Source organism: Motilimonas cestriensis, from assembly GCF_021295315.1.
GTDB lineage: Bacteria > Pseudomonadota > Gammaproteobacteria > Enterobacterales > CBDFNC01 > Motilimonas > Motilimonas cestriensis.
Window position 1 is genome coordinate 19,204 of record NZ_JAIMJA010000025.1, and the last position, 26,429, is coordinate 45,632.

At 44.7% G+C, this 26,429-nt stretch carries 20 protein-coding genes and 3 tRNA genes; 9 read left to right on the plus strand and 14 right to left on the minus strand.

What is annotated here, in order from left to right:
- Window positions 1–19: 19 nt before the first annotated feature.
- From K6Y31_RS18705 to K6Y31_RS18750, 10 genes are all read right to left on the minus strand, one after another.
- Complete coding sequence (locus K6Y31_RS18705) at window positions 20–727, minus strand: electron transport complex subunit E (RefSeq protein ID WP_233054523.1); 708 nt, start codon at window positions 725–727, stop codon at window positions 20–22.
- A complete protein-coding gene (rsxG, locus tag K6Y31_RS18710) occupies window positions 724–1,356 on the minus strand; it encodes an electron transport complex subunit RsxG (protein WP_233054525.1) in 633 nt (210 codons plus the stop codon). The genes K6Y31_RS18705 and rsxG overlap by 4 nt, the downstream gene beginning before the upstream one ends.
- The gene (gene rsxD, locus K6Y31_RS18715; RefSeq protein ID WP_233054527.1) at window positions 1,353–2,408 is read right to left on the minus strand and encodes an electron transport complex subunit RsxD; all 1,056 of its coding nucleotides are present in this window, start codon (window positions 2,406–2,408) and stop codon (window positions 1,353–1,355) included. Before rsxD ends, rsxG begins: the two co-directional genes overlap by 4 nt.
- Window positions 2,405–4,771: an electron transport complex subunit RsxC gene (rsxC, locus tag K6Y31_RS18720; RefSeq protein WP_251080912.1), complete on the minus strand. Its 2,367-nt coding sequence runs from the start codon at window positions 4,769–4,771 to the stop codon at window positions 2,405–2,407. Before rsxC ends, rsxD begins: the two co-directional genes overlap by 4 nt.
- Window position 4,772: 1 nt before the next feature.
- Complete coding sequence (gene rsxB / locus K6Y31_RS18725; protein WP_233054528.1) at window positions 4,773–5,318, minus strand: electron transport complex subunit RsxB; 546 nt, start codon at window positions 5,316–5,318, stop codon at window positions 4,773–4,775.
- Window positions 5,319–5,335: 17 nt separating this feature from the next.
- A complete protein-coding gene (gene rsxA, locus K6Y31_RS18730) occupies window positions 5,336–5,917 on the minus strand; it encodes an electron transport complex subunit RsxA (RefSeq protein WP_233054530.1) in 582 nt (193 codons plus the stop codon).
- A 169-nt stretch (window positions 5,918–6,086) separates the two neighbouring features.
- Window positions 6,087–7,946 carry an EAL domain-containing protein gene (locus K6Y31_RS18735; RefSeq protein ID WP_233054532.1) on the minus strand — a complete coding sequence of 620 codons (1,860 nt, stop codon included), beginning with the start codon at window positions 7,944–7,946 and terminating at the stop codon, window positions 6,087–6,089.
- A gap of 171 nt (window positions 7,947–8,117) precedes the next feature.
- A tRNA-Asn gene (locus tag K6Y31_RS18740) sits at window positions 8,118–8,193 on the minus strand.
- A gap of 79 nt (window positions 8,194–8,272) precedes the next feature.
- Window positions 8,273–8,348: transfer RNA gene (locus K6Y31_RS18745), tRNA-Asn, on the minus strand.
- Window positions 8,349–8,375: 27 nt separating this feature from the next.
- A tRNA-Asn gene (locus tag K6Y31_RS18750) sits at window positions 8,376–8,451 on the minus strand.
- Window positions 8,452–8,698: 247 nt separating this feature from the next.
- On the opposite strand from K6Y31_RS18750, the gene K6Y31_RS18755 reads away from it, so the two are divergent.
- A complete protein-coding gene (locus K6Y31_RS18755) occupies window positions 8,699–9,436 on the plus strand; it encodes a hypothetical protein (RefSeq protein ID WP_233054534.1) in 738 nt (245 codons plus the stop codon).
- Between the two features lie 45 nt (window positions 9,437–9,481).
- Here the strand turns inward: K6Y31_RS18755 and K6Y31_RS18760 are convergent, their stop codons facing one another.
- Window positions 9,482–10,807, minus strand: a complete 1,326-nt coding sequence (locus K6Y31_RS18760) for a methyl-accepting chemotaxis protein (RefSeq protein ID WP_233054536.1) — start codon at window positions 10,805–10,807, stop codon at window positions 9,482–9,484.
- A gap of 1,241 nt (window positions 10,808–12,048) precedes the next feature.
- Here K6Y31_RS18760 and uvrB point away from each other — a divergent pair.
- Entirely contained in the window at window positions 12,049–14,049 is a 2,001-nt protein-coding gene (gene uvrB / locus K6Y31_RS18765) for an excinuclease ABC subunit UvrB (protein WP_427901918.1), read from the plus strand.
- A gap of 52 nt (window positions 14,050–14,101) precedes the next feature.
- Here the strand turns inward: uvrB and trpS are convergent, their stop codons facing one another.
- Window positions 14,102–15,121, minus strand: coding sequence for a tryptophan--tRNA ligase (trpS, locus tag K6Y31_RS18770; protein ID WP_233054539.1), 1,020 nt, complete (start codon window positions 15,119–15,121; stop codon window positions 14,102–14,104).
- A gap of 129 nt (window positions 15,122–15,250) precedes the next feature.
- Between trpS and K6Y31_RS18775 the strand changes: the two genes are divergently transcribed.
- The 4 genes from K6Y31_RS18775 (at window position 15,251) to K6Y31_RS22465 (ending at window position 17,547) form a co-directional block, all read left to right on the plus strand.
- Window positions 15,251–15,403 (plus strand): hypothetical protein, encoded by a 153-nt coding sequence (locus tag K6Y31_RS18775; protein ID WP_233054541.1) that lies wholly within the window; start codon window positions 15,251–15,253, stop codon window positions 15,401–15,403.
- 77 nt (window positions 15,404–15,480) lie between these two features.
- Entirely contained in the window at window positions 15,481–15,735 is a 255-nt protein-coding gene (locus K6Y31_RS18780; protein ID WP_233054542.1) for a DUF3297 family protein, read from the plus strand.
- A 245-nt stretch (window positions 15,736–15,980) separates the two neighbouring features.
- A complete protein-coding gene (gene pnuC / locus K6Y31_RS18785; protein WP_233054544.1) occupies window positions 15,981–16,565 on the plus strand; it encodes a nicotinamide riboside transporter PnuC in 585 nt (194 codons plus the stop codon).
- Complete coding sequence (locus tag K6Y31_RS22465) at window positions 16,558–17,547, plus strand: AAA family ATPase (RefSeq protein WP_233054546.1); 990 nt, start codon at window positions 16,558–16,560, stop codon at window positions 17,545–17,547. The genes pnuC and K6Y31_RS22465 overlap by 8 nt, the downstream gene beginning before the upstream one ends.
- Before the next feature lie 170 nt (window positions 17,548–17,717).
- Here the strand turns inward: K6Y31_RS22465 and tpiA are convergent, their stop codons facing one another.
- Together tpiA and elyC are read right to left on the minus strand one after the other, a co-directional pair.
- On the minus strand, window positions 17,718–18,473 hold the full coding sequence (gene tpiA / locus K6Y31_RS18795; RefSeq protein WP_233054548.1) for a triose-phosphate isomerase: 756 nt from the start codon (window positions 18,471–18,473) through the stop codon (window positions 17,718–17,720).
- Between the two features lie 153 nt (window positions 18,474–18,626).
- Entirely contained in the window at window positions 18,627–19,388 is a 762-nt protein-coding gene (gene elyC / locus K6Y31_RS18800; RefSeq protein ID WP_233054550.1) for an envelope biogenesis factor ElyC, read from the minus strand.
- Window positions 19,389–19,645: 257 nt separating this feature from the next.
- On the opposite strand from elyC, the gene mukF reads away from it, so the two are divergent.
- From mukF to mukB, 3 genes are all read left to right on the plus strand, one after another.
- On the plus strand, window positions 19,646–21,004 hold the full coding sequence (mukF, locus tag K6Y31_RS18805; RefSeq protein ID WP_233054551.1) for a chromosome partition protein MukF: 1,359 nt from the start codon (window positions 19,646–19,648) through the stop codon (window positions 21,002–21,004).
- 73 nt (window positions 21,005–21,077) lie between these two features.
- The gene (mukE, locus tag K6Y31_RS18810; protein WP_233054553.1) at window positions 21,078–21,812 is read left to right on the plus strand and encodes a chromosome partition protein MukE; all 735 of its coding nucleotides are present in this window, start codon (window positions 21,078–21,080) and stop codon (window positions 21,810–21,812) included.
- A 2-nt stretch (window positions 21,813–21,814) separates the two neighbouring features.
- On the plus strand, window positions 21,815–26,278 hold the full coding sequence (mukB, locus tag K6Y31_RS18815) for a chromosome partition protein MukB (RefSeq protein ID WP_233054555.1): 4,464 nt from the start codon (window positions 21,815–21,817) through the stop codon (window positions 26,276–26,278).
- Window positions 26,279–26,429: the final 151 nt, after the last annotated feature.

The following is a 26,429-nucleotide window of genomic DNA, read 5'->3' on the forward strand; positions in this document are numbered from 1 at the left end:
CAGCATAGAAAAAACCGAATTAGGCTTTTTTATCCATTATATTTTTTACGGCAATTAAAAAGCCCATTACCACAAATGCGCCAGGGGGTAATACGGCAAACAAAAAGGTGGATTCAGTGGTAAACACGTGCACTGTTATATCGCCAAACAAGTTGCCGAATAAAGCCTGCGCCCCATAAAATAACGTGCCGCTACCAAGTACTTCGCGCACTGCGCCTAAGGTGAGCAGCACAAAGCTAAAGCCTAAGCCCATCATTAAGCCGTCAAGGGCGGCGAGAGTTGGCGTGTTTTTTGAAGCGTAGGCTTCAGCTCGGCCAATAATGGCACAGTTAGTCACGATCAACGGGATGAAAATACCTAGCGATAAATAAAGGTCGTAGGTATAGGCGTGCATAAGCAACTCAATACAAGTCACTAAAGACGCAATGATCATAACGAAAATAGGAATGCGGATCTCTTTAGGCACATGATTGCGCACCAACGAAACAATCCAGTTAGACAACACCAATACTGCCGTGGTCGCAATCGCTAAGCCTAAGGCATTGATTACTGTTGAAGAAACCGCGAGCAGGGGGCATAAACCTAATAATTGCACCAAGCCCGGGTTGTTTTTCCACAGACCTTGTAAAATAATTTCTTTGCTCTCACTTGAAATGAGTCCGGTCTGGGCTAGCTTAGTATTATCGCTCGGCTGCGCATCATTGCTTACATCATCTAATTGGCTCATGACTTCACTCCACAGTTAGCTGATTGTTGATACAGGTTGTCTTTATTGAGTTGATAAAAAAGCACGGCATTTCTAACTGCTTGCACTACCGCTCTGGGCGTAATCGTGGCGCCGGTGAAGGCATCAAATTGGCCTCCGTCTTTTTTTACGGCCCAGCGTTTATCCGCTTCAGATTCAACGGTTAAGCCACTGAAATGGGTGATCCAATTTGATTTACTTAGATCAATTTTATCGCCTAGCCCCGGTGTTTCTTTATGCTCCAGAGCGCGGACACCTGCCACCGTGCCGTCGTACCAAATGCCCACTAATAAGCGGATATTACCGTTGTAGCCATTCGGCGCGATGGCTTCGATTGCGAGGCCAACGGGTTGTTGATCTTTAAGGGCAAGCCAAGTTTGCTGTGGCTCTGTGGTGCCTAAATGTGGGTCTTGGCTATAAAAACAACTGGCGAATAAATCGTTATTATATTGGTCCGCAGGGATCAGCTCACTGATGTTACTGATTAATTGACGCTCTATTTGTTGGTCAATCATCGGCTTAGTTAGTGCTGAAGTAACGGCAACTAAGGCTGTTGAGACCACAGCGAAAACCCCTAAGGTTAAGCCATTTTTAGAAATAGACTTCATCATGCTTTTTTACTCCCATATACAACGGGTTGGGTGTAATAATCAATTAAGGGGACGCACATATTGGCCAAGATAACCGCGAAGGCAACGGCGTCAGGGTAGCCGCCCCAAGTGCGTATCACATAAGTTAATAACGCGATGAGTAGGCCAAAAATAATACGGCCTCGCACCGTTGTCGATGCGGTGACAGGATCGGTCAAAATAAAGAAGGCGGCGAACATGGTTGCCCCGGAAAACAGATGTAACAAGGGTGAAGCGCTGGCATCGGGATCGCCTAAGTAGCCAATTAATGCAAATAAGAATAAGCCACCGATAAAGCTCACAGGGATCTGCCAGCCAATGGCTTTTTGCTTGAGTAGCACTAACCCACCAACCAGAAAAGCAAAGCTTACCCACTCGGTACCGTATCCTGCAAACGTACCGAAAATCGGTTTTGTCATGCTTTCTGATGCGGTTAAGCCATGGCCTAAATCTGTTTTTAAGGTATCTAACGGCGTGGCCATGGTGGTGCCATCTACGGCAATTTTTATTTGATGCAAACTGTAGCCATCAATAGAAAAACCAGTGGTGATCATTGACCAAGCATCAGCCAAGGTAACACTATGCTGCATTAACGCCTCTGGTGGTGCCCAGCTGGTCATGTGTACTGGAAATGAGATGAGCAGTAAAACATAGGCGACCATCGCGGGGTTAAATAAGTTTTGCCCTAGGCCTCCGTACAAATGTTTCGCTACTAAAATGGCAAATACGATACCAATGGCGGTGATCCACCATGGAGTATAAGGCGGTAAACTGATGCCAAGTAATACCCCTGTTAGTAAGGCACTGTTGTCGCGAATGGTTGGCAGTACTGGACGTTTGCGTATGGCAACTATCACCGCTTCAGTTATCACGGCGAATAAGCCCGCAATGATAATTTGGATCAGGTTACCCCAACCAAATACATACCATTGTACAAAAATGCCCGGCAGCAAACATAAGATCACTAAACGCATTAGATCTGGCGTTTTAAACATTTTGCGGCCAAAGGGCGATGAAGCTAATGCAAATTTCATGATTCAGTACTGTCCTTTTGTTGTGCCTTTTTCGCCTTGGCGCGCGCGATGGCGGCGGCAACGGCCGGATTTTTACTTGGTGCAGGCTTTTCTTGTGGCGCAGGCGCTTCAGTATCCTTTTGCTCGGTAGCCGCGGACTGGGGCTGCGGCTCTTCTTTTTCAGCTTGCTGTGCGGCCTTTTTCGCTTTAGCGCGCGCGATGGCAGCGGCAACAGCTGGATTTTTACTTGGCGCAGGCTTTTCTTGCGGCGCTGGCGCTTCAGTATCGTCTTGCTCGGAAGCAGCGGACTGAGGCTGCGACTCTTCTTTTTCAGCTTGCTGCGCCTCTTTTTTCGCTTTAGCGCGAGCGATGGCAGCGGCAACAGCTGGATTTTTACTTGGCGCAGGCTTTTCTTGCGGCGCTGGCGCTTCAGTATCGTCTTGCTCGGTAGCAGCAGACTGAGGTTGCGGCTCTTCTTTTTTAGCTTGCTGCGCTTCCTTTTTCGCCTTAGCGCGAGCAATGGCTGCAGCAACAGCTGGATTTTTACTTGGCGCAGGCATCTCTTCTGATGTTTGTGCCTCATTTTCATCTTGCTGCGCTTCTTTTTTCGCCTTAGCGCGAGCGATGGCGGCGGCTACAGCTGGATTCGTGGCTTTTGGTTTTGCCTCCGTTTGCTGCTCTTGAGCTGTTGTTGCGCTATTGTCAGTTTGCTCTTGTGCGGCTTTTGCCGCTTTGGCTAAACGCGCTTGCTCTTTACGGGCGGCGCGCGCTGCTGCGACATCAATATTGGCGTTAGTGTTGGGCGCTTGACGTTTGGCTTTGGCGCGGGCAAGGGCCTGCGCTACTGCATCTTGTGCTTTGTCTTTAGTTGGCTCAGCAGTAGTTGACTCAGGTTGGTCAGGCTTAGCCGCATTCAATTGCGCTTTACGTTTCGCAGCTGCTTCTTTGTGCTTCGCTTCGCGCGCTGCTTTTTCACGCTCAAGGCGCTCTTGGCGTGCTTCATGACGGATCCGCGCGATTTCTGCTTTTTTCTTTTCTGTTTCTTGCTTGCGAATATCGGCTTTGGCAATACGATAGTATTGCACCAATGGAATTTCACTTGGGCACACATAGGCACAACTGCCACATTCAATACAATCAAATAGACTGTAGTCATTAAGTTTATCGTGATCGTTATCCTTGGCGTACCAATATAGCTGTTGCGGTAACAGTGAAGCAGGGCAAGCATCGGCGCATTCACCACAACGAATACAGGCCATTTCTTGGCCCGGAGGCGGTAATTCTTTTACCGTTGGTGCCAATAAACAGTTGGTGGTTTTTATCACCGGGGCCATGGCATCTGGCAGCGTAAAGCCCATCATTGGACCGCCAATGATCAAACGTGTTTGGTCATTAGGTTGTGGCTCAAGCTCAAATTGCGCGAGTAAAGACTGGATCGGTGTGCCCAGTAGCACATGAGCATTACCTTTTTCTTTAAAGGCCTCGCCAGTAATAGTAACAATGCGTGAAATTAATGGCTCATCGTCAATCACGGCACGCTTGATCGCAAAGGCGGTGCCGACGTTGTGCATTAAAATGCCCATGTCGATCGGGTAGCCCTTGTTGGGTACTTGTTTACCGGTGAGCAGTTCGATCAGCTGTTTTTCACCGCCGCTGGGGTATTTAGTCGGTACACTGGTGACGCGACGAGTGTCGGTTTCAAACGCTGATAATGCGGCAATCGCTTCTGGTTTGTTGCTCTCAATCGCAATCACGGTTTGCTTGCACTGAGTGACAAACTCTAAAATTTCGATGCCTTTGATCAGCTCATCGGCATATTCGCGCATCAGCATATCATCAGAGGTAATGTAGGGTTCACACTCGATACCGTTGATGATCAGTAACTCAATGTCGGCTTTAACAGAAAGCTTAATGTGCGCCGGGAAACCGGCACCGCCTTTACCTGCAATGCCCGCAAGGTGAATTTTGTCGATGATGGTATGGCGGTCTAATGCAGTAAAGTCAGTAGTAGGGTTGCGCTCACGCCAAGCGTCTTTGCCATCAGTTTCAATAACGATACTCAATTCAGGTAGACCAGAGGCATGACAACTGGGGCGCGCTTCAATGGCTTTTATTGTACCTGAGCTGCTTGCGTGCACTGGCAATGCTCTAAAATTGTTATGGCTCGTTAAGGCTTGGCCTTTAAGTACTTCATCGCCAACATTAACCAATACGTCAGCGACCTCACCAATATGCTGATTAAGAGGGATCACTAACTCCTTTGGTATTGGGGCGAAGGTGATGGCCTGCTGATTGGAGAGAGATTTGCGCTCTGCAGGGAAAATACCGCCAGCATATTGCCAGAGTTTGCCTCTTTTAATTTGGGCCAATATAGACTGAATCAAACTACTGAACCTCTTTGATTGAAATAGAGTTAAGATCCCATTGCCACGTTTTAGTTGTTTCGTCCACAGGGATCATTTCAATACAATCGGTTGGACAAGGCGCAACGCAAAGCTCACAACCTGTACATTCATCGGTGATCACCGTGTGCATTTGCCGAGTCGCACCCAAGATGGCATCAACCGGACAAGCCTGAATACACTTAGTGCAACCAATACATTCATCTTCATGAACAAATGCGACGGCTTTTGGCTTTTCTTCACCTTCTAATTTGGTAGGCTCAACGCCCATTAAATCAGCCAACTTTAAAATAACAGCCTCGCCACCCGGCGGACACTTATTGATTTCGTCGCCGTTCGCTATCGCATTGGCATAAGGCTTACAACCGGGATAACCACATTGCCCACATTGGGTTTGCGGTAAAATGGCATCAATCTGCTCCACAATGGGATCTGACTTAACTTTAAAACGTATGGCGGCGTAGCCTAAGATCAAACCAGCCACTAACGCTAATAGCCCTAGGCTGATGATTGCAACTCCAATACCCATCTGTTCGTACTGCTCCGTTAAAACTTAACTAGGCCGGTAAAGCCCATAAAGCCCAATGACATTAGGCCTGCGGTGATCATTGCAATGGATGCGCCTTTGAATGGCAGTGGCACATCAGCGGCGGCCAAGCGCTCACGCATGGCAGAAAATAAAATCAGTACCAGTGAAAAACCCAACGCAGCGCCAAAACCATAAATAAGTGATTCAATAAAGTTATGGCCTTCGTTAACGTTTAATAATGCCAAACCTAATACTGCGCAGTTTGTGGTGATCAATGGTAAGAAGATACCCAATAGTCGGTACAGACTCGGACTGGTTTTATGTACCACCATTTCGGTAAATTGTACGACTACCGCAATCACTAGAATAAAGCTCAGCGTGCGCAGGTAAATCATGTCTAAAGGCAGCAACAGGTATTGATTAACTAAGTAAGAGACGGCCGCAGTTAAGGTCAGTACAAAAGTGGTGGCGAAGGACATGCCAACGGCTGTGCTGATCTTACTTGATACACCCATGAATGGGCATAAGCCGAGAAATTTTACCAGTACAAAGTTATTAACTAATACCGTACCGATTAATAGCAGAAGATATTCGCTCATTTTGGTCATTCACTTGATTGCCGAGGGGCTATATTAACAAGTTTTACGTGATGAAATAAGCTTAATCATGGCTATTTTAGTGTAACTGGTGAAGGGTTAATCGCTTTTGGCAAAAGGCCTTACAGAGAGTAAGGCCTAAAATAGCGAGGTTTTTTAACCTTAAATGAAGTTATTTAACTTTCGACAAAGGAGTGGGGCGAGAAATTAAAAAGCCTTGTAATCCGTCGACGTACATATTCTCAAGTAATTGTTTCTGCTCCAGGTGTTCAACCCCTTCGGCAATCACTTGACAACCCATACGGTGAGCAACATCAACAATCATGCGTAAAAACTGTTGGTTAGCACTGTCGCGCTCAATATTACTGATTAGTCCAGCATCCACTTTTACAAAATCCGGTTTTAGTTCCTTAAACAAGCGAAATGAACCAATACCCTTACCAAATTTACTGATGGCGCTGCGACTGCCCGTACGCTTTAACATATCAAACACACGTTTACTGGCAACTAAGTTGCGATCTAACACTTCTTCATCAAATTCAAAAATCATTGATGCTGCTATGTTAGGTTCGCGGAGTAATAAGCGCTCAAGCCATACAATAAAAGCACTGTTTTGTAATGAAGTGGCGGAAATGTTTACGCCCCAACGCGCTGAGCCATCGGTTTTGTGACGGCATTGGCTAACCATGGTTTCAAGAATGACTTGTTCTAGTTTAACAATCAGATCCATACGCTGCGCCATGGCAAACACGGTTTCGGTAGGGATCATCGCGTTATTTTGACCAACAAAGCGGGTGAATATTTCCTGGTAACCTTTCATATTACGGTGAATGGCTTGAATAGGTTGATGCAATAACATCACCGCTCGGGTTTCGATGATCTCTTCAATCACCTTCTTCCAGTGCAGTTGACCTAAATTGGTTTCATTGGAATCACTTTGCTCAAATGCCCAAGCATTGACGCCTTCGGTTTGTGATTTTGCTAAGGCAATATCGGCACGAGCCAATACTTGCTCTGGCAATTGGCCTGAAGAAATAGCGGATAAACCAGTATAGGCAACACTTTCAAGGTTATGTAGAGCTTGGTATTCATCAAACTGATGCTTTAGGGTTTTAGCCAGTTTTTGCGCCGCGCTAATGGTCATGTTCGGTGCGAGCAGGGCAAAGTCTGAGCCTGAAATACGGTAACATTGGCATTCAGGAAAGCGTTTAATTAGTTGCACTAACATCCTTCCGATATCAGACAAGTAAATATCGCCTTGTTGGTAGCCACGCTGCTGGTTAATGTTGTGTAACTCCGATGCGCGAACAAGGGCAAGAATAGCGGCGTTGCTATCACCTTCAGAGCTTAATATTTGCGTTAACTCTTTACGAAAGGCGTGGCGGTTGTTTAAGCCCGTTAAATTGTCCATGTTGACTTGCTTAGCAAGTAACTGAATTTTTTGTTGCTGCTCTTGCATGACTTGATGAAAGCGTTGTCTTTGCTCAAGTAGCTGCTCGGTTACCTGCGAGAAGGTGCTAAGTTGCGCATCTTCTGAGCTAACCTCTTGCACTAAGCTTTTCTCTAAGTTTTTGATTAGACGGAAATAAGCCCAGTTTACTAATACTGCGGTTACTATAAATAAAATTAACAATTGGTAGAAAAGCGTTGCGGCAATACTAGAGATAGTTTGAAAGCTGTTAATGTAATTAATACTTAATGTCGCGGTTTGGATATCGACTTTGTCGGTAGCACTTGGAAATAGCAATTTGAAAAGCAGCGAAACGCCTTCCGATGTATTGGCCATATAAGTGAAATCACCTGATTTGTCGGTGATTTGCAAGTGACTGAGATGATGCTTAGCGGCAAGTTGGTCGGCAGTATTCTGAGAAGCCCCTTTTATCTCAATGGCTTGAGTTATTTCATTGGTGACATCTTCATTAACAACTGCAATTAGCGGTGTGAAATGAAGCTTAATTGCCAATAATACTGCAATTGCAGCAACCAAAATAATGGCATTGGTAATAATAAGACTATGTTTGTACTCTTTCATATCGCATCCAAGCTAAGTTAGGCTGATTCAATTATAGGCCTTGTTATGGTGGTGGAGTCTAACATGGTATGTTCAACTACAAAAATAGCATATCTTAATATTGAGACATAAATATAATTGTGTCAGACGTTTATTAAATACTTGAGAGAGGGTGTGCGAAGAAAAAGAATGTGGCTCCTCCTGCTGGGATTGAACCAGCGACCTGCGGATTAACAGTCCGTCGCTCTACCAGCTGAGCTAAGGAGGAACAATTTTTACTTTGTAATATTTTTCAATATTAAGTGCCATGCACTTTCGATTTAAGCTCAATGCTTAAAACTAGAATTTGGCTCCTCCTGCTGGGATTGAACCAGCGACCTGCGGATTAACAGTCCGTCGCTCTACCAGCTGAGCTAAGGAGGAATTATTCTTTTCATTTTAAGTGTTGTGTGGCTCCTCCTGCTGGGATTGAACCAGCGACCTGCGGATTAACAGTCCGTTGCTCTACCAGCTGAGCTAAGGAGGAATCATTTACACAATGTGTCTCACAACAACGGGGCGCATATTAAAACTCGGGCGTAGGGCTGTCAACACTTGAACAAATAAAAAGTGTCATTTAGCGATTGGCTGCTGAAATACTAGCCGCTGGTGTATAAAACATGCTCGATAACATCCTAAAAGTATAAATTAAATTGTTAAAGGTTCAAAAGGCATAGCCGATATGATATTTAATTCACATTTTATAGTGTCAACATGACTAATGCGAGGATGAGATGAAACTTGGCCTATTCCCAAATAATTTAATGGCAACAATACTAAGTCAAGCTAATCCTAATAAAGTACAAGAAAACTCGACGTCTCTTAGCCAAGATACGCTGCACACTTTAACGACTGATACCTATTACAAGGGGAAGGAGCAAGAGCCTGATCCCGTATACAGTCGCCCGATGGTGATCACTGAATCTAAATATACTGTCGCTGAAATGGAAGAGCGCCAACGCATGCGAGACATCGCACTTGGTCAGCTCTATCTCGGTGGTGATATGTTTCATGCCGCAGACCAAATGACTAACCATTATGATGAGTTTATGTCAAAAATCGAAGCGGAAAACCCAAAACTAGCTGATAAAAATTGGGGATTTTCGGTTAATGCCGAAGGGGCAATAGAGGTGACAGGGAAACTCGCCGATACCGAAAAGCGCTATTTAGAAAACATTCTTAATGAGGACACCAGTTTTGTTTGGTTAGCGCAAGGTATTAAAGAGGATTTTTTGAAATACACTGAGATGGAGCGGGGAGGGCCGGATGGAACCAGTCAATACTGGGGTAAATATGATGTTAATGAGGACAACTTTGGTGACATTATTGATATGCGTGAATTGATTGAGGTTTCAAGAGAAACCAACGAGGCAACAACGCTATTTGGCCGAAACCTAAATGTATTTCGCTTTGTCGGTAACTTTGGTAGCCAACTTGGAATAAACGCTGACGTTAAACATGCTTCGGCCTAATGGTTATGCTTATAATCAATTAGCATGTTATACACATACTTAGCGTTATGGGACTACTTTTATCGCAATCGCATTGTCATCCTTATTGAAGCCGTCAATACTGTTTAGCTGGCTAAGTATCTTATTCATCTCTGAAATTTGTTTAATTATACGGTGTGAAACCTCCGCTGTACCCTCTGCAATCGTAGAGTTGTTTCTCAATACCGGCTCTACTTGGGTTAGACCGTCATCTGCATGAGTGATGCTTTCTGTTTGTAACTTGGTCGCAGAATCAATGTCTTGCGTTAAGCTAAGCAATTTAGATACATCCTGAACAATATATTCTAGTCGCGAAGCAACATCGTCTACGGCGGTTTTTCCCGATTCAACGCTCTCAATAGATGCGAGAATAAGCTCGCCTGTTTTTCTCGCAGCATTAGATGACCGCTGGGCCAGTGTTCGCACCTCATCAGCAACGACCGCAAAGCCACGGCCTTGTTCTCCGGCCCTAGCGGCTTCAATGGCGGCATTAAGAGCAAGTAAGTTGGTTTGCTCGGCAATGCCGTCGATAACCTGAATGACTTCTCCGATGGCTTTACTTGAAGTGCTGAGTTTTTCGATCGTTGTTACCATTGCACTCATGGCACTGCTGGCATGCTCGACACGTTCAACTATTTCACTTGCAAATGAACGGACATCGGCAACGCTTGAAGCATTGGCTTCAGACTGAATTCTCACTTCAGATAAGGATTGACTCATTTCTTCTATGGTACTTAACAGCTCCGTGGTACTAGAAGCAAGGCTAATGCCCACTTCGCTAACGTTATTCGCATCGTTACTTAAGCTATCTGTCATGCCCATAATATGTTTATAAACTCGCGCAAGTGCGACTTTTTCCGTCACATCTGAGACAACTTCAACATGGCCAATACGTTTACCTTGGGTATTCTTCAAATAGCATGTGTCGACGTCAAAGTCTTTGTCCCATTGATTAAAGTGCGTTTTAGTTTTGTTATTACGCAGACATTCGACACCACAGTTTGGAGTTTTACAAATATTCGCCCCCCAGTTATTACAAGCTTGTCCTAATACATCTGCACGAGTTACCCCTAGAGGCGAGGTTGCGGCTTTGTTTACAAACGTCCATTTCATATCAATATCAGTAACAGATAAAGGCAAAGGTACAGCGTCGAGAATCTGCTCATACCAATGATTTTGCTCCACCATTTGGCGATTTTGGTAAATGAATAGCACGAGTGTCGCGATAGCGAGCACTACAGGTAAAACGATGAGAAAGGTATTGTTCGGTTGATCTATAAAAAGGTTAGCCGACAATAAAATTATCTGTGCGCCAATGAGTACTATTGCTAATAAAAGGTTTCTATTATCCATCAAGTACTTCTCCCAAAATTAACATGACTGCACTTTGTTTTATTATAGTGTGGAGGTCTGCAAATGCGTTGTTTATTGCTAAGTTCACAAGATTTAGCGAGTCAATCGTAAATTATAAAGTTAATAAAAAGTATACTTAAGAGGATTTATCCTATTGGGTGTATCTGACGCTTTGCGCTTTGCCGACTTGAGCCCGTGATCATCTATTGATAGCGGTACCAGGGGAGTTTAACCAGCTATTTATCAAGCTATCTGCTTTCCTAGCAACAGATAGCCTAAACCCTAAAACAGCTTTACCAGCGCAGCAAGACTTAAGCCCAGTCTAAGGTGTTGTTGGGGCGATAGCATCGCCTCAGGAAAGGTTTACATTAAAGACGGTGAACGAGTGGCCCAAGCGGCCAACTTACCTTACAGTGAAGTTGAGGTGTGATTTAACAGTCGTTTAAGCACGTTTAATAATATTTAATTTTAAATAAGTAAACTTAGTAAAATGGGCTGTTGGTTATGATTTTTCAATCTAACCGAATTTTCTTTCCAAACTATGTGGCGCGCTACATCAAAATAAAGTGAAAAATGAACCTTGGTTCACATTTTTTTTCGATGTTTTTTTTGCTGTGACTAAATAGGAGTTATGCACACAAGGCTGGCAACCTTGCTGTGCAAGGCCTGTGTAGACTTATCCACTATTTTTGTGGATAAGTGTGTGGGTTAAGGTCTGTTAAGTGCTTCTGAGCCTTGTGCCATCAGGGGTTGAGCTTATCACTATATTTTATGTTATATATTGTCATATCCTTTAATAACAATAACTTAATTATGTCAATAGTGTCATGTTTATGGAGGTGGTGAATAAATTAATTTCTTAGCTGTACAATTGTTCAGCTGTGGGTTATTTCTTTTTTCGCTAAGAAAATTTAGGGATAGTCAACCATAAAATGAAAAAAATTAACGTTATCTTTTATTGCTTATTCGCCCATCATGAGTTTCAAAAAATGTTTCACCGCGTTAGTTAGTAGGTCATTACCAATGACGGTAAATAGAGAGCTAACTTTAAAGGATTTTAAGCTTTAACTGGCTGGTGAAGCCTAATATGACTGATCAGTCTCGCCTTTATCGCATTTTTATCGCAGCTGGGCTTGGCAATGCCTGATAACGCCAGTTTTATCGGTTAAAATAGAGCAAAATTTCGGTTGGCAAAATATAAACAGTTAAGCTACGGTGCATGCTTGCCCAAAGGAGCCTATATAGTGAAAAAATCATTTCAACTTGAATCCGCATTTAAACCCAGTGGTGATCAGCCTGAGGCGATTAGCAGTTTAGTTGAGGGTTTTAATGACGGTTTAGCGCACCAAGTGCTGCTTGGTGTGACAGGCTCGGGTAAAACCTTCACTGTGGCTAATTTGATCACTGAGCTGGATCGGCCAACTATTATTATGGCGCCAAACAAAACGCTGGCGGCGCAGCTCTATGGTGAGATGAAAGAGTTTTTTCCTAATAATGCCGTCGAGTATTTTGTTTCATATTACGATTATTACCAACCAGAAGCTTATGTGCCTAGCACCGACACATTTATTGACAAAGATGCATCGGTCAATGATCACATTGAACAGATGCGGCTTTCGGCGACTAAGGCGCTGATGGAGCGCCGTGATGTCATCATCGTTGCGTCTGTCTCCGCCATCTATGGCCTTGGTGATCCGCAATCCTACTTGTCGATGATGTTGCACTTAACCACGGGCGATATAATTGATCAGCGTGATATTTTACGTCGTTTGGCGGAAATTCAATATACCCGCAATGATATGGCGTTTAGTCGCGGTACCTTTCGCGTGCGTGGCGAGGTGATAGATGTGTTCCCGGCAGAATCGGACAAGCACGCGGTGCGCATTGAGCTGTTTGATGGTGAGGTAGAGCGCTTAAGCTTATTTGACCCGCTAACGGGCCAGAGTTTAACAGATGTACCTCGGATCACGGTTTATCCTAAAACTCACTATGTGACGCCACGGCAAACCATATTAGATGCCATAGAGAATATTAAAGTTGAGTTGGTTGAGCGTAAAAAGCAGTTACTCGACAACAACAAGTTAATTGAAGAGCAGCGCATTAGCCAACGGGTGCAATACGATATAGAGATGATGCAAGAGCTAGGTTATTGTTCGGGCATTGAAAACTACTCACGTTATTTATCTGGCCGCTCACCGGGCGATGCGCCGCCGACATTGATTGACTATTTACCGGCTGATGGCTTGATGATTATTGATGAAAGCCACGTCACGGTGCCGCAAATTGGCGCCATGTATAAAGGTGACCGGTCACGTAAAGAAACCCTTGTTGAGTATGGCTTTCGTTTACCGTCTGCGCTGGATAACCGACCATTAAAGTTTGATGAGTTTGAACGCATTGCGCCGCAAACCTTATATGTGTCGGCTACACCTGGCAATTATGAGTTAGAGCAGACCAACGGCGAGTTTGCGGAGCAGATAATTCGCCCAACCGGTTTACTTGATCCTGAAATTGAAGTGCGCCCTGTGGCGACGCAAGTTGATGATCTATTATCTGAAATTCGTATACGGGTGGCGCAAAAAGAGCGGGTCTTAGCCACCACATTAACCAAAAAAATGGCGGAAGATTTATCGGAGTATTTAGCCGATCACGGCGTTAAAGTACGTTATTTACACTCTGATATCGACACGGTTGAACGGGTGGAGATCATTCGTGATTTACGTTTGGGTGTGTTTGATGTGATTGTCGGCATTAACTTATTACGTGAAGGCTTGGATATGCCAGAGGTGTCACTCGTGGCGATCCTCGATGCTGACAAAGAAGGTTTTTTACGCTCTGAGCGTTCGCTGATTCAAACCATTGGCCGCGCTGCACGTAATATGAAGGGCAAGGCGATTTTGTATGGCGATAAAATCACTAAATCAATGCGCAAAGCTATTGATGAAACAGAGCGCCGTCGCGGAGTACAGCATCAATTTAACCTTGATAACGGCATCACGCCAAAAGGGGTGAATAAAGCCATTTTGGATATTATGGCAATGGGGACGGGCAACAGTAAACTCAATAAAGTTGCCGAGAAGAAGGGTGAATATAAGATTGTTGACCCGAAAATTTTACTGAAACAAATTGCTGAATGTGAAAGTAAAATGTTTGAGCATGCCAAAAACTTGGAGTTTGAACAAGCGGCGGCTATGCGCGATGAAGTGGCCAGCCTGCAGCAGCAACTGATTGCATTAGGTTAATAACGTGAAGCCCCTTGTGCAAAGGGGCTTGAATAGCATGGCGTTGTAAAATTCACAAAATATTTAGGCCAAAAACAGCTTTGACGTCAAACAGGGTTTTCTCGGTTTTTTCTTTTGCGGCCTGACTGCCTTGCTTTAAAATAGCCATTAATTGCGCCTTGTCGTTTAAGTACTCCGCTCGTTTATTGCGTATCGGACCTAGCAATGATTGTAGGCATTCTTCAAGTATCTTTTTGGTGGTGCCATCGCCAAGCCCACCACGGCGATATTGGCTCTTTAGCTGTTCAACGTAGTCTTTGTCACTATGAAAGGCGTCCAAGTACGTAAACACAATATTACCTTCTACCTGACCGGGATCTTGTACCCTGAGATGGTTAGGATCGGTATACATGGCTTTAACCGCAGCGCTGATTTCTTTTTCAGAAGCGCCAAGGTTAATGGTGTTGCCCATGGTTTTAGACATTTTATTTTTACCATCTGTGCTGGGTAACCGCGGTGCATTACTCAGCAATGGCCTGCATTCGTTAAGCACCTTCTTGTTTGCTAGGTGATTAATTTTTCTGACTATTTCATTGGTTTGTTCAAGCATCGGGAGCTGGTCGTCGCCGACAGGAATGAGTGTTGCATTAAAGGCGGTAATATCAGCCGCTTGAGAAATAGGGTAGGTTAAAAAGCCAGCAGGAATAGCGCGTTCAAACCCTTTACTTTGAATTTCAGCTTTGACGGTGGGGTTACGTTCAAGCCGAGCAATAGAAACCAAATTACTGTAATACATGGTCAGTTCGGCAAGTGCGGGTAATTGTGATTGTAGGCAGATAGTGGTTTGCTCAGTATTGATACCGACCGCCAAGTAATCGGCCACCACATTAAGAATGTTAGATGATACCTTGGCCGGGTTGTGTGCGTTATCTGTCAGGCCTTGCATGTCGGCCACCAGTATTGTTTGCTCGTGTTGCGATTGCAGAAACACTCTTTGTTTCAGAGAGCCAACATAATGACCAAGGTGCAATGGCCCCGTTGCTCTGTCGCCGGTTAGAATAATCTCTGGTGTTGGTTTTAGGGTTATGTTCATGAATTATCTCCAAGTAAAAAATGCCACTGGAGATAAAAGAGATGTTACATTCTTAGCTACCTACCAGCAGCTTAAGAATGTGAAAATTCCGCGCCGCTCTAAAAAGAGCGCCACCAGAAAAGGATAGATGTGGGCGTATTGAATGTTTTCATGGCTAAAACTTATCAAGGAATGTTTGATATCTCAAGCACTAAATCAATTATGACAGAGGCTTCTGTTTACGCTAGGGGGGGATTTCCTCAAGAGAAGGGGTTGGCTCAAAGTGGTGGTCATTTGCTGTAAAATGCTGTGCTACATATGCTTGAGCGCTACGCTCACATTGTCTACAATAGCGCACTTTATATTTTTAGGTCATCAACATGAACGACACTATAGCGCAACCTGATTTACCTGATCGTCTATCCTCTAATCCACGTAGCCCGCATCATGTGGCAGACATTTTTGAAAGTGAACATGAAATTGGCATTAGACTTAATGGTAAAGAGCGTTTCGACGTTGAAGAATATTGCATTAGTGAAGGATGGGTTAAAGTTCCTTCACCAAAGGCGTTAGATCGCCGTGGTCATCCACTGATGATCACTTTAAAGGGCAAAGTTGAAGCCTACTATTGTTAAGGTTTTCCAATAAAAGCGCGTCTTACTTTAGACGCGTTTTATCGCTAATTTGTATTTCTGTTTAAGTAACCGCCGGTATCAATCGATTCCTTCTTTTTCCTATTTTCTCTTTCTAATTTGAATAAAATCCCCATAGCTATTTTTATTGCCTAGAAAAAGCGATTTCAGTGATAAAATACAGAGCCTTAGCCGCGTTTATATAAATTGATATGTGGCTAGATAGCCATCACAAATGGAGTTGATAAGTGGATTTTATACAGCAAATGATAGGCAGTAGCGCCATTGAGTATATTGCCGTGACTTGTGGGTTTCTTAATGTTTATTTGATCATTAAACGGTCGCTGTGGAACTACCTGTTTGGTTTCATTATGGTGGTGCTTTACGCCAAAATTTTCTTTGATTATCAACTTTATAGTGATTCATTATTACAAGTATTTTTCTTTATCACGCAATGTTATGGCGTGTTTTATTGGCTGAAACATAAAGCCCCTGATGGCAAGGTTCAAGTGGCCTATCTAAATCATCGTCATTTTAGTCAGGGATTGTTGGCTACAAGTGCATTGTGGCTTATTTTAGCCGTGGTGATGCAACAATATACTGATGCAACACATCCATTTTGGGATGGTGCAATTGCGGCGTTGAGTGTCTCTGCGCAAATATTATTGATGCGCCGACATTTGCAATCATGGTATCTGTGGATTGCCGTTGACGTGTTAGCCATTGGACTGTTTATAGTGAAAGGTTTACTGCCCACAGCAGCGCTGTATGGCGTGTTTTTGATACTTGCTATCTTAGGTTTATTACAATGGCAGAGAGCATCACGTGACTAGAGGCTTATATCTTGGCAAGTTCATGCCTATTCATCATGGTCATCTGTGGGTGATTGACACCGCAGCTCAACTTGTGGATGAGCTCACCGTATTAGTATGCGCAGTTAGCCAGGAGCCAATTGATGGCCGTTTACGTAGCCACTGGGTGAGAAGCAGTGTTAGCGAGAACATTCAGGTGCGTGAACTTTTTGATGATTCATTACCTCAACAGCCGGAGGACGACCCCGACTTTTGGCCAAAATGGCGTGATGCGCTTAGCCCATTTGGCCCTTTTGACTATGTTTTTGGTGGGGAAGATTACGTGGTGCAACTTGCTTACGAAATTGGCGCTGTTGCGGTGCCACTTGGCCGCAGTAGCGTTAACATCTCAGCTACTATGATCAGAAATGCCCCCTATGAACATTGGCGTTATATACCCACCGCCGTGCGGGCTCATTTTCAGCGTCGTGTTACGTTTTTAGGGCCTGAGAGCACGGGCAAGTCGACTTTGTCAGCGCGGTTGGCACAGCGGCTTGATCCTAGTGGTCAATTGAGCAATCTGATGACGGAATATGGTCGTATTTATGATGCTTCCCTCAAGCAAGGACAGAACTGGACGCGGCAAGATTTTCGTAGCTTAACACACACTCACATTGCAATGCGTAATGCGCTTGCTAAGCACGCTGGGCCTTACCTGATAGAAGACACCGATATGATCCAAACCATGGCTTGGCAGCGATTGTTAATGGGAGAGTTGGATAATCAGGACTACCCGTTACAGGATTTCGCTGATTTATACTTATTATTATCGCCTGATGTGCCTTGGATTGACGATGGTACTCGTTATGGCGAATCATTTCGCGTTGATATATTTGAGTTTTTAAAAACGCAACTAGAAGGTTTAGGCTTGCGATTTGTCGTGATTGATGGCAATGACTGGAATAGGCGAGAGCAGTTGGTGAATGATGCGGTAGATAAGCTACTTAACCTGAGCTCAGGATAAGCAAACGAGTATATTTCTCCTTGTATGTTGAGCGAGTTGATTGGCTTTCTTGTAGGACTTGAGCTTGCTCAGGGAAATTGTGATGTTCGCTGAGCAAGCTCAGCACCTACAAAAAAGCGCCTAACGAGTTAACTCGCTAGGCGCTTTTTAATCAGATTTAATATCTAATATTAAGCTTGAGCAGCTTCGATGATAGCGGTGAAATCAGCCACTTTTAAAGAAGCGCCGCCTACTAGGCCGCCATCGATGTCTGGTTGAGCAAATAGCTCAGCTGCAGTCGCTGGGCCAACAGAGCCGCCGTAAAGAATTTGTACTTTAGCCGCTACGTTAGCATCTTGCGCTGCTAGCCATTGACGGATGTGCGCGTGAACTTCTTGAGCTTGCTCTTTAGAAGCTACTTTACCCGTACCGATAGCCCACACTGGCTCGTACGCGATTACCGAGTTTTCAAGTGCTGCTACGCCGTGCGCTGCGATTACTGCTGCTAGTTGCTTTTCAACTACTGAGTTAGTTTTATCAGCTTCACGCTCTTCAAGTGTCTCACCAATACAAAGTACAGGTACTAGGCCGTTGTCTTGGATCACTTTGAATTTAGCAGCAACTACTTCGTCAGTTTCAGCGTGTAGTGTACGACGCTCACTGTGGCCAACAAGGCTGTATTTCGCGCCGAATGATTTAACCATTACCGCTGATGTTTCACCAGTGAATGCGCCCGCTACGTTTAGGTCACAGTTTTGTGCGCCAAATTCAATTGCGCCGTCTTTAGTAAGCGCTTCAGTTTGGCCTAAGAAAATGGCAGGAGGACATACTGCTACTTCTACGCCTGTTGCTTTAGCAGCAGGGCCAGCTAGACCGTTTAGTAACTCAGCAACTGATTCTTTAGTGCCGTTTAGTTTCCAGTTACCCATAACTAGAGGTGTTCTCATGTCCATTTCTCCAATGATTATCAAATGAATAGTAAATTTTTTTCCAAATCTGCCATCGATTATAAAAAGGCAGTTGGCTTATAAGTAGTGATTTGAACAAATAAATGTGTAATTAATTTTCATAAATACAATAAATGTGACTTAAATCACTCTTTATTTGATGTTTTGTCGTAATTCTGACCACCAAATGCCTAAATACTCATGCACAGCCATCTCTGAGCGCTCTAAATAGTAGGCACTTGGGATCATCCTATTGCTTGGTTCGGGTAATGTTGAGTTGCGCTGCTTGTAATAGGCAGGTGCGGCAATAGGTTGTGAGTTTTGCATGGCAAACAGCTTCATGGCCCGTGGCATATGGCTTGCTGAAGTGACCAGTGCTGCTTGTTTACCTTTGATTAATAACGCCATTTCTTTGGCTTCATCAGGCGTGTCGCGGGTGTGATCTAAGCGTTTAATTTGCGCCTCGGGTACGCCAAAGCTCAGAGCTAAAGTTGCCATTAATTCGGCGTGGGTTTTGCTGTCGCCAAAGTTTGATCCCGATACCACAATAATGGCTTGTGGATTGGCTTGCCAAATGCGAAACGCTTCGGCAAAGCGCGCAATGGCAGTGCCGCTCAGCTGGCCAGTAATGGCTAAATCAGGATCGGCAAGGCCACCGTGGCCTAACACTAAAATGGTGTCAACTTTTTGCTCAATGTTAAAGGCTGGATATTGGCGCTCTAGGCTGGCAATAAGAGAGCCACTGACAGGCTCAGATGAAAATGCCAATAACGTTATCAAACCTAAGCTGAGGACAAATTTACCAAAGCGTTGTTTGCTGGTCATTATCAACAGTAATAAACCAAAGGTAAGCAGAATAAGTGAAAATGGTAGGGGTTTAAGCAATCCGCCTAACCACTTTTTGAGTAAAAACACAGCAATATCTCCGTTTGCGAAATTGCGCAAATATTACCAGTTTTATGCAGCGCCGGCTTGTGCCAAAATAGCGGCCTTATTTAATCTGCTTAATTTGGTTTTATTACGCGGTATTAAGGAAAAAAAGGCCTTGTTTATAGCAGGGCGCTAGTCTTATCTTTTTGATTATTAGCAATTATACAGATATTACCGCGTTACCCAAGTTTACTTGAGCTGCGCGGTAAAGATTGAACTCGTTTGGTAAATTTGGGAACACGATGACCAAAAAATACACGCTAGCAGCACAAAAGAACTTACCTGAGCTAGTTGGTTGGGTAAAGCAAGAAGCGTTTAGCTTAAATTTGCCTTCCGACCGATTGGCATTTTTGATTGCTGTGTCGGTGGTGGCAGAGCAAGAATTAGGGGCAGAATTAACCGAAGCACAGCTGCATGATGCGTTTCGCTTGGTGAGTGATATTTTTGGTCAAGTAGACGAGACCCAAACCGAGCGGGCGAACAATGCGATAAATGAATTTTGTCGCCAACAATTATTTAATCGCTTTGGCGCAGATACCATGGACACCGCAAGCCTGTATCGATTAACGCCCTTAGCGCTGGGCATTGTTAACTTTTATGCCCAGCAAAAAACCTATTCCAATGTTAAATTGTCTATTCTACTCACCCAAGTTGCTGCTGAAATCACCAAGGTATATGACGCGGCTAAGCAGGGCGGTGATGAACAATATTGGGATGAGTCGGTTTACAGTGTACTGAAATACTCCGTGGAAGATATTTTTGAGCGCATCGATTTAACCCAGCGCGCCATGGACAGCCAACAACAAGCAGCGAAAGATAACATTGCCCAGTTATTGCACCAAAACTGGAGCCAAGCCATTAGCGCCTGTGAGCAGCTATTAGCCGAAACCAGCAGCCACTTACGTGAATTACAAGACACTTTAACCTCAGCGGGCGATAAGCTGCAGTCGGGTTTGCTTAACATTCAAGAAACCGTGCACGGCAATGAAGAATATGAGCACATTGAAGTACTGGTGTTTAACTTACAAGCCCGCTTAGATGGCATCATTGCTTGGGGTCAACAGTCTATCGATTTATGGACCCGCTACGATCGCCATGTGCATAAGTTTATTCGTACCGCCATCGACATGGACAAAAACCGCGCCTTTAGTCAACGTTTGCGCGAGTCGGTACAAAACTTCAGTCAACATAACTGGCATTTAGTGATAGCCGAAGAAGACCGCATTCTTGAGCTGCGTGATGAAACCTTAAGTTTCCGTGACGAAACCATCACCGGTGAAGTGCCACAAGAAATGGAATACCAAGAGTTAGTGGATATTCAAAACGAAGTGGCCGGGCGCGTAGAAGCCTACTTGGCGCAGTTTAAAGATAATCAACAACCCCTTGAGTTAGCCATCGTTTTACGTGATTTCTTGGCTGATTATCCCAGTGTGCAGCATTTTGATATTGCCCGTTTAGTGATTGATGAGGCCTGTAAACTGGGCCTATCGAGTGCGGAAGTGAAATTTACCGGGGCACAGGCGCCATGGCGACCCATTAACACCACTGGGGCTAAAATTCAGGCGCATCATATTGATACCTATGACACTGATGGCCAATAGAATTTGATTCATTGATTTTATTCATATTTTTATTTTTTTGCTTTTTGCCAGCAAAGGCAGGAGTTAACAACAGATGCAAATAACCGATCTAAACGACAGCACAGAACAATATATTTCGCAGGATCTGGCCCGCGCGGTGGCCAATCCCTTATTTCCACAAATTGATGCTCAGCTGCGCAGTGGCCGTCATATCTGCAATGATGACTTTCAAGCGCATTCTTACTTAGCCGATGCTTATGAAGCGTTAGAGTACTTCTATCGCCGTTATCAAGTGGAATTAATTAAAGCGCCTGAAGGGTTTTTCTACTTAAGACCAAAATCTAACGCTTTGTTAGGCCGCAGCGTATTGTCTGAGCTTGATATGTTAGTGGGCAAAGTGTTGTGTTATTTGTATTTAAGTCCTGAACGCTTAGCCAATGAAGGGGTATTCACCTTAACCGAGTTATTAGAAGAGCTGGCTAACCTTGCTGATGAAACACAGTTATTACGCATGGTTAACCAGCGCAGTGGCGGCTCAGATTTAGATAAGCAAAAGTTAAAAGAGAAAGTAAAAGGTTGTTTGCGCCGTTTTCGCCGTTTAGGCATGGTTACGTTAATTGGCGGAGTGGATAAATTCACCCTAAACGAAGCAATCTTTCGTTTTGGCGCCGATGTGCGCACCGATGAAGACCCACGTGAAGTGCAAATGCGCTTAATTCGTGAAGGTGAAGCGATAGTGCATGACGATGACATGCCAACGGATGAAAAACTGCAACAATCCGATGATGCAGACAGTGATAACGAAGAACAATTAGGGTTAGAGGTATAATCATGGCAAATCGCGGCAAGTTTTTATCATTAACCATGGTTAACTGGAACGGCTTTTTTGCCAGAACCTTTGAGTTAGATCAGCTGGTGACCACGTTATCAGGCGGTAACGGCGCAGGTAAATCCACCACCATGGCGGCGTTTATTACGGCGATGATCCCTGACCAAACCTTATTGCATTTTCGTAACACCACGGAAGCGGGCAGCTCTAATGCATCACGGGATAAAGGGTTATACGGTAAGTTAAAGTCGGGCCCTTGTTACAGCATGCTACAGGTGCGTAACTCCCACGACCAAGTGATTTGGTTAGGTGTGCATTTAGAACAAATCGCCGGGCGTGATAAAAAAGTGAACATTACGCCGTTTGCGTTAATGGACTTACCAGAAGACATTAAACCGACCGAATTATTACTCGAAACCTTAGCCACTGGTCAAGCGCGGGTGAGGCAATTTAGCGAGCTGCGCGCCGCAGCCGCAGAGATTGGCGGTGCCCGTGTCACTAAATATAACTCGATTAACGAATATCATAACTTTTTGTTTGATATGGGCGTTATTCCGAAAAAGATGCGCGACCAAAAAGATCGCAGCAAGTTTTATCGTTTAATTGAAGCCTCATTATACGGCGGTATTTCCAGCACTATTACCCGTTCATTGCGCGATTATTTATTGCCAGAAAACAGCGGCATTCGCAAAGCCTTCCAAGACATGGAAGCGGCAATCAAAGAAAACCGTCACACCTTAGAGCGCATTAAACAAACTCAAAGTGATCGCGATTTATTTAAGAACCTGATCACCGAAACCACCCATTACGTGGCGGCGGAATATGTTCGTTTAGGCAGTCAGCGCCAAGCATTCTCTGATGAAGCGCTCAGCCATCGCGCCAAATTACAAGACACGCAGCGTTTGCTCAAAGAAGAGCAAGGCCGCATTATTTATTTGCAACACGAGCTGGAAAACCTGACTAACCGCGAAAGCATGTTAGAAAAAGAACTAGAGCATGCCAGCGACATGTTACAAAAAGTCATCCAAGCGGTGGCGCTACAAAGCAAAATCAGCCAATACCAAGCTGAAATTGACATCACCCTAGCGCAGCTAGAAGAGCAACAGGAAAAACTCGAACAAGCTAATATTTTGTTTATTGAAACTGAAGCCAGTAAACAAGCGGCGGAAGCGGAAGTTGACTCACTGAAAACCCAATTAAGTGACTATCAACAAGCGCTGGATATTCAGCAAACCCGTGCCATTCAATACAAGCAAGCGGTGGCGGCGCTAGAGCAAGCGAAATTAAGCTGCGATACGCCTGATTTAGTGCCGGAATTAGCGGCAGACAAACTGGCTTTGTTTAAAGGGCAAGAAGAAGAGTTAACTCATCAAGTCCTAGCGGCTAAGCACCGCCTAGAAATGGCAAATGCGGCGCTGGAAAAATTTGAACAAGCATTGGGCTATTTAACGCAAATAGAGCCGAGCGCCGATCGTAAACATGCCTTCACCCAAGCCAAATTGCAGCTGCAACGCCAGCAAGAATATGTCGGCGTGACTAATCGTAAAACTGAAATTGAGCGCAGCTTACAAGATGCCTTGCGCCAGCAAAAACAGCAAGATCAAGTCACGCAATGGGTAGCCGATTATGCCAGTCAAACCTCGGTAAATCTTGAGCAAGAACAGCAAGTGGCCGAGCAACAAGCCCATTGGTTGTTAGAGCAAGAAACCCAGCAAGCACAGCAAGCTGAATTAGCCGACATGCTGTCCACCAACAAAGAAAAATTAGCCTCGTTAACGGCAAGTAATCAGCGCCTAACGCAGTTTGCGCCTAAATGGCTGGTGGCTCAGGCTGAAAAAGAAAAACTAGAGCTGTCTTCAGAGCAACTCCTTGAAGACGCCAGCAGTGTAAGTGCTGTGATGCAGCAAACTTTGCAGCAAGAACAAACACTGAAACAGCGTAAAGAGCAGTTACAACAGCAAAAGAGCGAGCTTGAACAGCAAATTCGTCGTTTGCAAAATGCCGGTGGTGAAACAGACGAAACCTTAGGCAGCATAGCCCTTGATTTGGGCGGCGTATTACTCAGTGATGTTTATGATGATATCCCGCTGGAAGATGCGTCTTATTACTCCGCGCTATACGGCCCCGCGCGTTATGGTGTGGTGGTACGTGATCTAGAAGCGGCAATTGAAAAGCTGAAAAATGTCGCAAACTGCCCAGAAGACTTATACCTGATCCAAGGCGATCCCGATGCGTTTGATGAAGAGTTATTTAACGCCACTGATTTAGGTGAAGCAGTATTGGTACGTGAAGGTACCAGACAGCTACGTTATTCGCCTCATCCAAAAACGCCACTGTTTGGCCGCGCAGCCCGTGAAGCTCGGATCGCAGAGCTTGATAAAGCCCGTGATAGCTTGATTGAAGAATTTGGTAGCGTGTCGTTTGAGCAACAAAAGAAACTGCGTTTATATAATCAATTTAATGACTTTATCGCAACGCATCTGGCCGTCGTATTTGAAGCAGATCCGCAAGCGCAATTAGAAGCGAATAAGCAAGAAATTCGCGCGTTAGAGCAGCAAAACCAAAGTGCGCAGCAGCAACAAACACAATTACTGCAAACCCTCAAGAACATTAAAGCTCAGCTGCAACTGTTGGATAAAATTCAGCCACTGGCTTATCTGATTGGTGATGATACCGTAGCTGCTCGATTGGAAAATGCGCAAGAGATGGCTGAGCAACTGCGTCAGGCCGTGCAATTTTTAACTCAGCACAAGAGTGCGTTGGCTGGCTTAGCCGCTCATGTGGACTACCTGCAATACGATCCACAAGACATTGAAGTGCTAAAAGCCACACTGGAACAAGTGGATGCACAGTTAGCGGCGAAAAAACGCCAGTGTTACCACTTAGAGCAATTACATGCCCGTTTGGCTCATTTCTCGTATCACGATGCGCAAGCACTACTGGATCAAACCAGTCAAATTAACGATGAGTTAAAAGCCAAACTCGTGTTGGCAGAGAAAACGCGCCAGCAAGCCCAAGCGCAAGAAAAGCAATGTCGTGAGCGTTTAAATCAAGAGCAACAAACGCAGGTGGCGTTAACCGCTGGTCTGAACGCCAAGCAGCAAACCTTGCAAGAAAACCACACCGAATTAGCGGCGCTGGGCGTGGTGTTAAGTCATGACAGTGAAACCAAGGCGAAAGCGAATAAAGAGCAAGTACAACAAGACTTAATTGAAACCCGCAATAAACGCAACAGCAGCGGCGCCCATTTAAAAGTTACTGAAAAAGAAGTGTCGACCTTAACCGCTAGCGAAAAGTCGGTGAAGAAAGGTTATCACCAAGCACGCGCCGCCTTAGTTAAGCAAAAATCCGGCTGGAGCCTAGTTAAAACCTTAGCGCAGCAAAATGACGTGGCACGCCGTCTTGATCGCGCAGAGCTGAAATACCTAGATAGCGATGAACTGAAATCCATGTCAGATAAGGCATTAGGAACGTTGAGAATGTCGGTCGCTCATGATGAAGATCTACGCGACGCACTGCGTTACTCAGAAGATAGTCGCCAGCCTGAGCGTAAGGTAATGTTTTATGTGTCGGTCTATCAGCACCTGAAACAGCGTATTCGTCATGACATTATTCGCAGTGACGACCCCGTTGAAGCGATTGAAGAAATGGAAATTGAGCTAGCGCGCTTAACCGATGAGTTGAAGCAGCGTGAATCACATCTGTCGATTTCGGCTCATGAAGTGGCCAGTAAGATCAACAACACCATCCGCCGTGAACAAAACCGTATTCGCGCCTTAAACCAAGGGCTGCAAAGTGTCGCATTTGGTCAGGTAGCGGGCGTACGTTTAAATGTATCGTTACGTGAGGCTTACTCAACGCTACTTAACGCGTTAGCCGAGCAGGGCGCGCAGCATCAAGATTTGTTTGGTAACAATGAATTGAGCTTCTCGGAAGCGATGGCGAAATTGTTCCAACGCTTAAATCCGCACATAGATCAAGGTGAGCGCAGCCATCAGGTATTAGGTGAAGCTTTATTGGATTACCGCAACTACCTTGAAATGCAAATTGAAGTTTGCCGCGGCACTGAAGGCTGGCTTCGCGCAGAAAGTGGCGCATTATCAACGGGTGAAGCGATAGGTACTGGCCAAGCCATCTTGTTGATGGTGCTGCATTCGTGGGAAGAAGAGTCACGCCGTTTCCGCGCCCGTGATGTGCTACCTTGTCGCTTATTGTTCTTAGATGAAGCTGCGCGCTTGGATGCTCGCTCTATCTCTACCTTATTTGAGCTGTGTGAGCGCCAAAATATGCAGTTGATCATCGCCGCGCCGGAGAATATCAGCCCAGAAAACGGCACCACCTATAAGCTTATTCGTAAAACCCACGGTAACAATGAGCACGTACATGTGGTTGGCTTACGAGGTTTTGGTTATGGCAAAGCGGAAAGTGAAGCCAGTTTACAGTCCAGTATTCCTGAGCTGATTTAACTTAAATACTGATTGGCAAATACGTATCAAGCGGCCTGTTGTAAACAGGCCGTTTTTATATCTGCTTAGCTAATATGTCCCTTGCTGATTATTTTGCAACCGATAACTTTTAAATGACTCAGTACCTTAAAGATGTTTGCAACATAAGCCA

What these genes read in the sequence shown, in the direction of transcription:
- K6Y31_RS18705 (WP_233054523.1), bottom strand. Translation starts at nt 727, where the DNA reads ATGAGCCAATTAGATGATGTAAGCAATGATGCGCAGCCGAGCGATAAT.
- rsxG (WP_233054525.1), bottom strand. Translation starts at nt 1,356, where the DNA reads ATGATGAAGTCTATTTCTAAAAATGGCTTAACCTTAGGGGTTTTCGCT.
- rsxD (WP_233054527.1), bottom strand. Translation starts at nt 2,408, where the DNA reads ATGAAATTTGCATTAGCTTCATCGCCCTTTGGCCGCAAAATGTTTAAA.
- rsxB (WP_233054528.1), bottom strand. Translation starts at nt 5,318, where the DNA reads ATGGGTATTGGAGTTGCAATCATCAGCCTAGGGCTATTAGCGTTAGTG.
- rsxA (WP_233054530.1), bottom strand. Translation starts at nt 5,917, where the DNA reads ATGAGCGAATATCTTCTGCTATTAATCGGTACGGTATTAGTTAATAAC.
- K6Y31_RS18735 (WP_233054532.1), bottom strand. Translation starts at nt 7,946, where the DNA reads ATGAAAGAGTACAAACATAGTCTTATTATTACCAATGCCATTATTTTG.
- K6Y31_RS18755 (WP_233054534.1), top strand. Translation starts at nt 8,699, where the DNA reads ATGAAACTTGGCCTATTCCCAAATAATTTAATGGCAACAATACTAAGT.
- K6Y31_RS18760 (WP_233054536.1), bottom strand. Translation starts at nt 10,807, where the DNA reads ATGGATAATAGAAACCTTTTATTAGCAATAGTACTCATTGGCGCACAG.
- trpS (WP_233054539.1), bottom strand. Translation starts at nt 15,121, where the DNA reads ATGAACATAACCCTAAAACCAACACCAGAGATTATTCTAACCGGCGAC.
- K6Y31_RS18780 (WP_233054542.1), top strand. Translation starts at nt 15,481, where the DNA reads ATGAACGACACTATAGCGCAACCTGATTTACCTGATCGTCTATCCTCT.
- tpiA (WP_233054548.1), bottom strand. Translation starts at nt 18,473, where the DNA reads ATGAGAACACCTCTAGTTATGGGTAACTGGAAACTAAACGGCACTAAA.
- mukF (WP_233054551.1), top strand. Translation starts at nt 19,646, where the DNA reads ATGACCAAAAAATACACGCTAGCAGCACAAAAGAACTTACCTGAGCTA.
- mukE (WP_233054553.1), top strand. Translation starts at nt 21,078, where the DNA reads ATGCAAATAACCGATCTAAACGACAGCACAGAACAATATATTTCGCAG.
- mukB (WP_233054555.1), top strand. Translation starts at nt 21,815, where the DNA reads ATGGCAAATCGCGGCAAGTTTTTATCATTAACCATGGTTAACTGGAAC.